12 protein-coding genes are annotated in these 9,515 nt (G+C 45.4%); 11 read left to right on the top strand and 1 reads right to left on the bottom strand.

Annotation, left to right across the window (positions count from 1 at the left end; translation table 11 throughout):
• Positions 1–129: 129 nt before the first annotated feature.
• Positions 130–504: a CBS domain-containing protein gene (locus tag DESLBE_RS03980; protein ID WP_035213530.1), complete on the top strand. Its 375-nt coding sequence runs from the start codon at positions 130–132 to the stop codon at positions 502–504.
• A 7-nt stretch (positions 505–511) separates the two neighbouring features.
• Here the strand turns inward: DESLBE_RS03980 and DESLBE_RS03975 are convergent, their stop codons facing one another.
• Positions 512–1,549, bottom strand: coding sequence for an alpha/beta hydrolase (locus DESLBE_RS03975; RefSeq protein WP_005808916.1), 1,038 nt, complete (start codon positions 1,547–1,549; stop codon positions 512–514).
• A 339-nt stretch (positions 1,550–1,888) separates the two neighbouring features.
• Here DESLBE_RS03975 and potA point away from each other — a divergent pair, with 339 nt between their 5' ends.
• The 10 genes from potA to DESLBE_RS03925 all read left to right on the top strand — a co-directional run bounded on the left by potA (position 1,889) and on the right by DESLBE_RS03925 (position 9,471).
• Positions 1,889–2,935 (top strand): spermidine/putrescine ABC transporter ATP-binding protein, encoded by a 1,047-nt coding sequence (potA, locus tag DESLBE_RS03970; protein ID WP_005808912.1) that lies wholly within the window; start codon positions 1,889–1,891, stop codon positions 2,933–2,935.
• Positions 2,932–3,756 (top strand): ABC transporter permease, encoded by an 825-nt coding sequence (locus DESLBE_RS03965; RefSeq protein WP_005808911.1) that lies wholly within the window; start codon positions 2,932–2,934, stop codon positions 3,754–3,756. The genes potA and DESLBE_RS03965 overlap by 4 nt, the downstream gene beginning before the upstream one ends.
• Entirely contained in the window at positions 3,753–4,544 is a 792-nt protein-coding gene (locus DESLBE_RS03960) for an ABC transporter permease (RefSeq protein ID WP_035213528.1), read from the top strand. Before DESLBE_RS03965 ends, DESLBE_RS03960 begins: the two co-directional genes overlap by 4 nt.
• On the top strand, positions 4,541–5,590 hold the full coding sequence (locus DESLBE_RS03955) for an ABC transporter substrate-binding protein (RefSeq protein ID WP_005808907.1): 1,050 nt from the start codon (positions 4,541–4,543) through the stop codon (positions 5,588–5,590). The genes DESLBE_RS03960 and DESLBE_RS03955 overlap by 4 nt, the downstream gene beginning before the upstream one ends.
• 21 nt (positions 5,591–5,611) lie before the next feature.
• Positions 5,612–5,860, top strand: coding sequence for a hypothetical protein (locus DESLBE_RS03950; protein ID WP_005808906.1), 249 nt, complete (start codon positions 5,612–5,614; stop codon positions 5,858–5,860).
• 191 nt (positions 5,861–6,051) lie between these two features.
• The gene (locus DESLBE_RS03945; protein WP_011459713.1) at positions 6,052–6,414 is read left to right on the top strand and encodes a YccF domain-containing protein; all 363 of its coding nucleotides are present in this window, start codon (positions 6,052–6,054) and stop codon (positions 6,412–6,414) included.
• An 84-nt stretch (positions 6,415–6,498) separates the two neighbouring features.
• A complete protein-coding gene (locus DESLBE_RS03940) occupies positions 6,499–6,687 on the top strand; it encodes a hypothetical protein (RefSeq protein WP_015944104.1) in 189 nt (62 codons plus the stop codon).
• Between the two features lie 67 nt (positions 6,688–6,754).
• Entirely contained in the window at positions 6,755–7,891 is a 1,137-nt protein-coding gene (locus tag DESLBE_RS03935) for an aldo/keto reductase (protein WP_172625514.1), read from the top strand.
• 33 nt (positions 7,892–7,924) lie between these two features.
• Complete coding sequence (locus DESLBE_RS03930; RefSeq protein WP_005808900.1) at positions 7,925–8,557, top strand: flavodoxin family protein; 633 nt, start codon at positions 7,925–7,927, stop codon at positions 8,555–8,557.
• A gap of 173 nt (positions 8,558–8,730) precedes the next feature.
• Positions 8,731–9,471, top strand: coding sequence for a DUF1287 domain-containing protein (locus DESLBE_RS03925; protein ID WP_018306697.1), 741 nt, complete (start codon positions 8,731–8,733; stop codon positions 9,469–9,471).
• Positions 9,472–9,515: the final 44 nt, after the last annotated feature.

Genomic DNA, 9,515 nt, shown 5'->3' with positions numbered 1-9,515 from the left:
ATGGGAGTGAGTTATAAAGGGTAACTAAAGTGGAGCGTCTAAGAGAAATATGCTATTCGTCGACTGATCCTTGAAGGTAAACAAAGTCATGTGTTGAATATAACTGATATTAAGGAGGCGATGGGCATAATGAGAATCGGAGCAGTCATGGAAAAGGAATTTGTTACGGTCAGGGAAACAGACCCGATTGAAAATGTGTTGAAAATAATGACCGAAAAGAAAGCAAATGGGTTGCCTGTGGTTAACGAGCATAACCTGCTGATCGGCATGGTCGTCAAAGCGGATATTTTCCGCTTTATGATTCAGCCTGGTCATATTGAATCTTGTCCTGTGGATTGGGTTATGGCTAAAGATGTGGTTTCCGTTCACCCGGATGAGAGTGTGCAGGAAGCTGCCGACAAGCTCCTCAGCAATCATATCGTTGCTATGCCGGTTGTTGAAAATAGCAAAGTGGTAGGTGTCGTTAGCGTTGAAGACCTGCTGAGATATTACTCCCATAGGTGAGCATGCTTTAATGCCCCATAAACAAGCCGATGAAATCTTCAACAATCGCTTCATAAGCAGGCCGATCTGTGTAAAACGCCATGCCATGAACGGCGTTCTCAGCCAAATAGAGCTTCTTTTCCGCTTGACAGGCCTCATAGAGCTGCAGTGCCATTTCTACAGGTACAAAATCATCCAGAGCCCCGTGAATGAACAACATTGGAGTTTGGTTTTTTTCCACCTGCCTTAAAGACGAAGCTTCAGAAAAATTATAGCCTGCCTTAATATCCGTGAACAGACTCACAGCCGGAAGCAAAGGAAAAGCAGGAAGATTGTACATGCGTTTAAGCTGGTAAGCAAGTTCATCTTGAACTGAGGTATAGCCACTGTCTTCCACGATGACTTTCACTTGTTCAGGCAGGCTCTCACCGCTGACCATCATCACAGTGGCTCCGCCCATGGAAAGACCATGTAAGGTGATTTGAGCATCCGGCCCCACCTTCTCCGTGGTTTCCTGAATCCAGAGCAGATAATCCTTGCGATCCGGCCAGCCAAACCCGATAAAGTCCCCTTCACTGGTGCCATAGCCTCTGGCATCGGGAAGCAAGACGTTATAACCCAGCTTTTCTGAATAGAATTTGGCGAATTCACCCATTTCCAGTGCCTGGCTTCTGTAGCCATGGGCTATAATAACTGTTCTGGTAGTCGGTATCCTGGCTGGAATATAATAGCCCGCCAGCCTAAGCCCATCTTCGGAGATAACCGTCCAGAACTCATAAGGCTGACTTTCAACCCAGCTTGGAGGAGTCTGCTCAGTCGGGGAGAAATCCCCGGAATCAGCAAGCTCGGTGGAAGCAGGGCTGATAGCCATTGCCATCACAGGGAAGGTTTGCACCTCATTGCTTTCCATAGATATGGACGTCAATCTTGTGTTTTGGGACCAAGGGTCATTGGGTTTTCGTTCAATGACCATATGATAGAAATAAAAACTGAATGATGCCAGGCTCAAAAAAATAAGTGCAGTGATAATAGCAAGTTTGATAGCAATCCTTTTTACAGTCATCATTCATCCCTTCCTTGTCCCTATTTTAACAACAAACAATCTTGTATTTCAATGGAAGTTGTAGGCAGGCGGTGCCTGGTGTCAGCTTATGTCTAAGACACAGCTGCTGTGATTGCATCCCATGAAGATATTACTTGCCACTGAACCGTTATATTGGAACCGTTTACAAGTCTCCGGGCTGTAAACGGTTCTTTGCTGAGGGAATAAGAGAATTGCCGATATATTTTTTATTTTTTCCTGAAGAATTTTTGACGATATTCTGTTAAAATGTAAAATAGACATTGTTATGTTTTTAATAACTGCCGGTTTTCGACAACCGGCTTTGGTTTGAGGAGGTCTGGCATGAGCGAAGAGATCATCAGGCTTGTCAACGTGACGAAAGAGTATGACGGGGTACAAGTCCTGGATAACATAAATTTATATATTTTGCGCAATGAGTTTATAACCCTTCTTGGACCGAGCGGTTGCGGAAAAACCACAACCCTTCGAATCATTGGAGGGTTTGAAAATGTTACCGGCGGGGATATCCTCTTTGAGGGCAAAAAGATCAATGATGTTCCGCCTTATAAGCGGAAAGTCAATACGGTCTTTCAACAGTATGCCTTGTTTCCCCATATGAATGTTTTCGAGAATATTGCCTTTGGTCTGCGGATTAAGAAGGTTGATAATAAGGCCATTTACGCGAAGGTGCTCCAGGTTATGGAGCTGATGAACCTTAAAGGCTTTGAAAAAAGGAATATTGATTCCTTAAGCGGCGGACAACGGCAAAGGGTAGCCATTGCCAGAGCCATCGTCAATGAACCGGAGGTTCTGCTATTGGATGAGCCTTTGGCCGCTTTGGATTTAAAATTGCGCAAAGAAATGCAGCTGGAGCTGAAACGAATTCAGCAGCGCCTGGGGATCACCTTTATCTTTGTCACCCATGATCAGGAAGAAGCCCTGACCATGTCCGACACCGTGGTGGTGATGAATGAAGGGAAAATCCAGCAGATTGGCTCTCCCATCGATATTTATAATGAACCGAAGAATGTTTTCGTGGCCGACTTTATCGGGGAAAGCAATATCTTGGACGGGGTCATGCTCCAGGACTTCCTGGTTCATTTCCACGGCCGCCGGTTTGACTGCCTGGATAAGGGGTTTAGCGCCAACGAAAAGGTGGATGTGGTCATCCGTCCCGAAGATTTGAAGCTGGTAGCGGCGGAGGAAGGGATGCTCACCGGCGAGGTTCAATCCGTAGTCTTTAAGGGTGTTCATTATGAAATGATGATTCAGAGCAGCGAGTTTTGCTGGATGGTGCACAGCACACAGATGGAAGAAGTGGGGAATGAGGTCGGACTCAAGATCCTACCCAATGATATTCACATTATGAAGAAGGTGAAAGGTGATTGAAAAAAAAATTACTGACCGCTCCCTATCTGTTGTGGATGCTGATCTTCACCATTGTCCCGCTGATTTTGGTGGTTTATTTCAGTCTGTTTGAAAGCGGTCCCGAGGGGATTCGCTTTACTGCAGTACATCTGGAAAGAGTTTTTGAACCTATCTATCTTAAGGTTATTTTGCGTTCGATTTGGCTCGCTCTGATCAGCACGGTGTTTTGCTTGCTGCTGGGGTATCCGATGGCGATGATTTTGGCCTCCAAGGGGCTAAAAAGAAGAGACTTTTTAATCGTTCTTTTTGTTTTGCCCATGTGGATGAATTTTCTGGCCCGAACCTACGCCTGGATGACTCTGTTGGAAAATAAGGGCATCATTAATCAGCTTTTGGCCGCCTTGAGCTTGCCGGCTTTAAATATCCTCTACACAGATAAAGCGGTGATCTTGGGCATGGTCTATAATTTTCTTCCCTTTATGGTTTTGCCTATTTATTCCGTCTTACAAAAAATCGACCATTCTCTGATCGAAGCGGCGGAGGACTTAGGGGCTACCCCTTATAAGACTTTCTTTAAAGTGACCTTCCCTTTAAGCCTTTCCGGCGTGGCCTCAGGTATTATCATGGTTTTTATGCCGGCTGTGACGACTTTCGTCATTTCCAGGCTGTTGGGCGGAGGGCAATATATGCTGATCGGTAATTTGATCGAACAGCAATTCCTCACCACCGGAGACTGGGGTTTCGGCTCATCCTTATCCCTGATCCTTATGATCTTCCTGCTCCTGACCATGGGGATTATGTCCAAGACGGACAAAGATCAGGAAGGGGGTAGATTCTGGTGAAATCTTTCTTGATGAAAAGCTATACCTTTCTGATTTTCTTCTTTCTTTATGCCCCCATCCTGATCCTGATGATTTTTTCTTTTAATGATTCCAAGTCCCGGGGGAACTGGGATGGATTTACATTGCGGTGGTACATTGAGCTTTTTCAGGATGGTCAGATTGCCTCTGCACTATATTACACTTTAGTGGTAGCCATTCTTGCCTCACTGATCGCTACGCTCATCGGCACCTTGGCGGCTATCGGCATCAATAATATGCATGGATTTCCCAAGGTTGTAACCTTAAATGTAACGTACTTGCCGATGCTCAGCCCGGATATTGTCATGGGAATATCCTTGATGCTGCTCTTCATTTTTATTAAGTTCAAGCTGGGGTTTATAACCATGCTCTTCGCTCATATCACCTTTAATTTGCCCTTTGTAATCTTTTCAGTGCTGCCGAAACTGCGCCAGCTCAATGACGATACTTATGCTGCGGCCCTGGATTTGGGAGCGACTCCTTTTGAGGCATATAAAAAGGTCATTCTGCCTCAGATTTCCCCGGGGATCGTCACAGGCTTTCTGCTGGCTTTTACCATGTCTATCGACGATTTTGTCGTGAGCTTCTTCACCACGGGGTCCGGGGTATCCAATCTGGCGATCACCATTTACTCCATGGCCCGTCGGGGAATCAATCCTAAAATTAATGCCTTGCTTACCTTGATGTTTATTTTTATTATGATCATTTTGGTCTTTGTCAATTATCGGATGGCCAAGGATAAATCCAATGAAAAGAGGGAGATGTATTGAAAAAATCGGTACTGAAAAAAGCGGGGGCGGTCGTGCTCCTGGTCGCTATGCTTGTAGGACTTGCCGGCTGCGGCGGATCGGATCAGGCTAAGCTTTATGTCTACAACTGGGGAGACTACATTGATGAATCGGTCCTGGCCGAGTTTGAGAAAACCAATAATGTGGATGTCATCTACGAACAGTTCGCCACCAACGAAGAAATGTATGTTAAGATTAAAGCAGGCACAGCCAAGTATGATGTGGCCATTCCTTCGGATTATATGATCACCAAAATGATCAATGAAGGTTTGCTCCATACCATTGATATGACGGCGATCCCTAATTACGCTAAAATTGATGATCGCTTCAAGAATCTGGCCTTTGACCCTAAGAACGAATACACCGTTCCTTATATGTGGGGAACTGTCGGCATTATTTACAACAAGACCATGGTGGACGGTGTGGTGGACAGCTGGGATGTTTTATGGGATAAGAAATACACCAAGCAGATCCTGATGCTGGACAGTCAACGGGATTCCATTGCCGTGGCCTTGAAAAAACTGGGCTACTCTTTGAACAGCCGGGATGAAAAAGAGCTGGAAGAAGCAAAACAATTGCTGATTGAGCAGAAGCCTTTGCTGATGGCCTATGTAGGGGACGAAGTGAAGGATAAGATGATCGGCAATGAAGCGGCCATGGCTGTGGTTTGGTCGGGGGATGCGGTCTTTATGAAAGGTGAAAATCCTGATCTGGAGTACGTCATTCCTAAAGAAGGCAGCAATATCTGGTATGATGCTATGGTTATCCCTAAAACCAGTCAAAACAAAGAGATGGCGGAGAAGTTTATTGATTTTATGTGCAGCACAGATGTAGCGTTCAAAAATGCTGATTACATCGGTTATTCTACACCTCAAAAAGAAGTCAGGGCCATGCTTCCTGATGATTTGACTTCTGACCCGGCCTATTATCCGGCTGAAGGTGAATTAAAAGGTTCAGAAGTTTTTGAAGATCTCTCCGATGTTTTACCAATTTATGATAGAATATGGACAGAGGTAAAATCACAATAAAGCGAAAAGCTTGAGGTTTTTATGGTTAGATATTTAAGGGTTAAAAAATTCCGTAAAAAGAAAAATGCTCAACCGGAGGTCGAGCAGCCAAAACTCATGATGGATATCATCGAAGAAGAGTACCCGGAAAAGTATGATACCTTAAAAGAAAAAATTTCACAGCTTGGTCGTATGTTTACTCAAGAAGAATGGCTGACCATCCTGATGCGATCCAGGGCGGAGCATGAACGCTTTCTGCCGAAAAAGGGGAAACGGGAGCCTAAAGATTAGCCGGAATGTATGGCCTATGTCAAAGGACACCTACCCAGGTGTCCTTATTTCACGATCATAATGTATTTTATAATGAACAGGCTACGCCGATGGAAACTGTAATATTATTATGGTTTTTTATGCCAAACTAACTGAGAATGCGTACGATTACAGCGAAACTAAGAATTTATGGATGGAGTGGAGGAAAGCGTATGAATGTATTGGGCAATATTATTTGGTTAGTATTCGGAGGGATCCTGGCGGCGATTGCGTGGTTTTTGGCAGGTTTGATTTTGTGCATTACGATCATTGGCATTCCCTTTGGCCTTCAATGTTTTAAGATAGCACAGTTTGTTCTGTTGCCTTTTGGCAAAGACATCGAATTGGGGAACTTCGGTGTGGGAGGATTGCTGCTGAATATTCTCTGGATACTTCTCTTCGGATGGGAATTGGCCGTGGGTCACCTGGTGATTGGTTTGCTGCTCTGCCTTACTGTTTTGGGGATTCCCTTCGGGATACAGCATTTCAAATTTGCCCAGCTTGCCTTCATTCCTTTTGGGGCTAAGATCCGTTAAGGCGTTATCGATCCACATATTTGGGTATGCCGTAAAAAATCATTAAGGCGTTTATGCTGGGAATGATCGATAGAGGGTGGGACTTTGGAGTATAAGCTTGAAGAGCGTGAAGAAATATGCAGTGTAGCCAGCAAACTGGTTGTCTTAAAAATATACCGCTACCCATCCGCCGATCCGAATGCGGAGGGAGAGATTGCCGATTTTCATTGTAACCACAGCAGCGATCGCTGTGAATCCCGCTGTACTTATAAAATGCTTATGAACGATTATTAAAAGTCTTGACCTAAAGTTAAGTTTAGGTGCTATGATACTAATATCAGGATGCTCGTTTTTGAGGTTCATGAAAATCATCAACAAAGGTGGCACAACAGTGAAAAAGTTAGGATTTGGAATGATGCGGTTGCCCCTAAGAGCTCAGGAGAATCCCCAGAATATCGATCAGGAACAAGTGAACACGATGGTGGATTGTTTTCTGGAGAGAGGCTTTACCTATTTTGACACCGCTTATCGTTACCATCAGGGAATGAGTGAAATTGCGCTGAGAAAAGCTCTTGTGGAACGCTATGCCAGGGATTCATTTACCATCACTGATAAAATGCCGGCATCTTTAGTCACGAAGAATGGAGATTACCAGAGGATATTTGACGAACAATTAGAACGATGCGGAGTCAGTTATTTTGACTATTATTTACTCCATGCCCTGGATGCCGCCAGGTATGCTGCAACAGTGGAATACGGCGGTTTTGAATTTATGCGGAGATTAAAAGCGGAGGGTAAAGTAAAGCATATTGGCTTCTCTTATCATGACAAGGCAGCCTTGCTGGATCGGATATTAACCGAGCATCCGGAAATGGAGTATGTGCAGCTTCAGATCAATTACATTGACTGGGAGGATGAAGGAATCGAATCCCGTAAATGCTATGAAGTCGCGACCAAGCATCATAAACCGGTCATCGTTATGGAACCCATCAAGGGTGGGGCCTTGGTAACTGTACCCGAAGAAGCCGCACAACTCTTTAAGGGCTATCACCCGGACCAAAGCATTGCCTCCTGGGCGGTCCGCTATGCAGCCTCCCTGGATAATGTCTGCATGGTGCTCAGCGGTATGAGCACCCTCGAACAGCTCATGGATAATACAAGCTATATGCAAAACTTCATCACCTTAAAAGAGGAAGAACAGGAGCTCATCCAAAAGGCTATCGCCATAATCAACAATGACATAGCGATTCCCTGCACCGCCTGTGAGTACTGCGTGGAAGGCTGCCCCATGCAAATCCCCATACCGAAATACTTTGCTTTGTATAATAATCAGCAGCGGCATGGGCTGTCCACCCAGCAAACCTACTACCGGAATTTAACCCAGGACTTAGGCAAAGCTTCGGACTGCATCCGTTGTCAACAATGTGAGCAGCATTGCCCCCAGCATATCCCGATTATAACAAAATTAGAAGAAGTAGCCAGAGTTTTTGATGTATAATAGTGATGGAGATAAAACGACAGGAGGGAAACTATGAAAGTCATATTAGTGAACGGAAGTCCTCACAAGGATGGGTGTACCTTTACCGCTTTGGCAGAGGTGGCCAAGGCTCTGAATGAAGAGGGCATTGATACTGAATTTTTTCACCTGGGGACAAAACCTCTCAGCGGCTGTATTGCCTGCGGACACTGTCGAAAACATCAACGCTGTGTTTTTTCCGACCCTGTCAATGAATTCCTGGACCTTGCCCAGGAAGCTGATGGTTTTGTTTTTGGCTCCCCGGTCCATTATGCAGCGGCTGGGGGCGCGATCACTTCCTTTTTGGACCGGGTTTTCTACACTGACTCAGGCTCGGGGAAACAAGCCTTTTACTTAAAGCCTGCCGCCGCAGTGGTCTCCGCCCGCAGAGCAGGAACCACAGCGAGCCTGGATCAGCTCAATAAGTACTTTACGATTAAGGAGATGCCGATCATCTCATCCAAGTATTGGAACATGGTTCATGGCAACACCCCTGAGGAGGTCAGAAAGGATGAGGAAGGTTTGCAGATTATGCGAACCTTGGGCAGAAATATGGCCTGGTTTCTAAAATGTAAAGAAGCCGGGATAAAAGCCGGCATACCGTTTCCTTCTCAGGAAGAGGGACTAAGAACTAATTTTATCCGCTAGAATTCTTTCTGCCCCTAATGATGGCATGATATTGACAGAAAGCATATGGTCATTGGGCCATATGCTTTCTTTATGAAAAAAGGATCTGAAAGGGAAGATGTAGAAATTTTTAAGAGATGAACCAAAAGGCAAAGATTGAGGATAATGCTTGGTTAGCCATAGGGGGAGCAGATATGTATCAATGCTTAAGGGGAGGTAAACTTCCCAAGAAGTCCGGTTATCGGAGCGCCTTAATTGTCAGTGCACTGTTGCTCTTATGCACAGGCTGCAGCAAGGACTCCGCCCCGGAAATAAAGCGTCTTGAACCCATACTTTATTTGCAGGTACCTACCATTGAGTGCCCTGTGGACAAAGATCAGGATGGCATCAGTGATTTGGAGGATATCGTGGCCGGGGGTAAAGAAGAGGTGCGGAAGAGGCCCCGTTATCGGGATGCCTATTATGCAGGCGGGTATCCTCCGGAGAATGAAGGCGTATGTACAGATGTCATTTGGAGAGCACTTCACCATGCGGGATATGATCTTAAAGCCATGATCGATGAAGATATCCGTCAGAATACCTCCCTGTATCCGAGGGTTGACGAGGGGCGGGACGCCAATATAGATTTTCGCCGGGTGCAAAATCTAAAGGTCTTTTTCCAACGCCACGGTCAGGAGTTGACCACAGAAGTCATTGCCAATGATGTGGATAACTTATCTCAGTGGCAGCCTGGAGATATTGTCACCTTTGCTCTGCCTCATGAACACATAGCGATTATCTCAGATCGCCGCCGGCCTGATGGCATTCCCTTTATCCTTCATAATGGGGGTCCTGTGGCTTCTGAAGAGGATCGTTTGCTCTCCTGGCCCAGCCCGATTACGGGCCACTATCGGTTTCCTAAGTTCGACGGAGCTCTTATGGAGACAGCTGGATGAATTTGCATTTTAACTGTAAATACATTTTAATGGTAGATGTATGG

Origin of the sequence: Desulfitobacterium sp. LBE, from assembly GCF_007830365.1 — a bacterium.
Classification (GTDB): domain Bacteria; phylum Bacillota; class Desulfitobacteriia; order Desulfitobacteriales; family Desulfitobacteriaceae; genus Desulfitobacterium; species Desulfitobacterium hafniense.
This window is presented reverse-complemented; position numbering and strand designations above follow the sequence as displayed.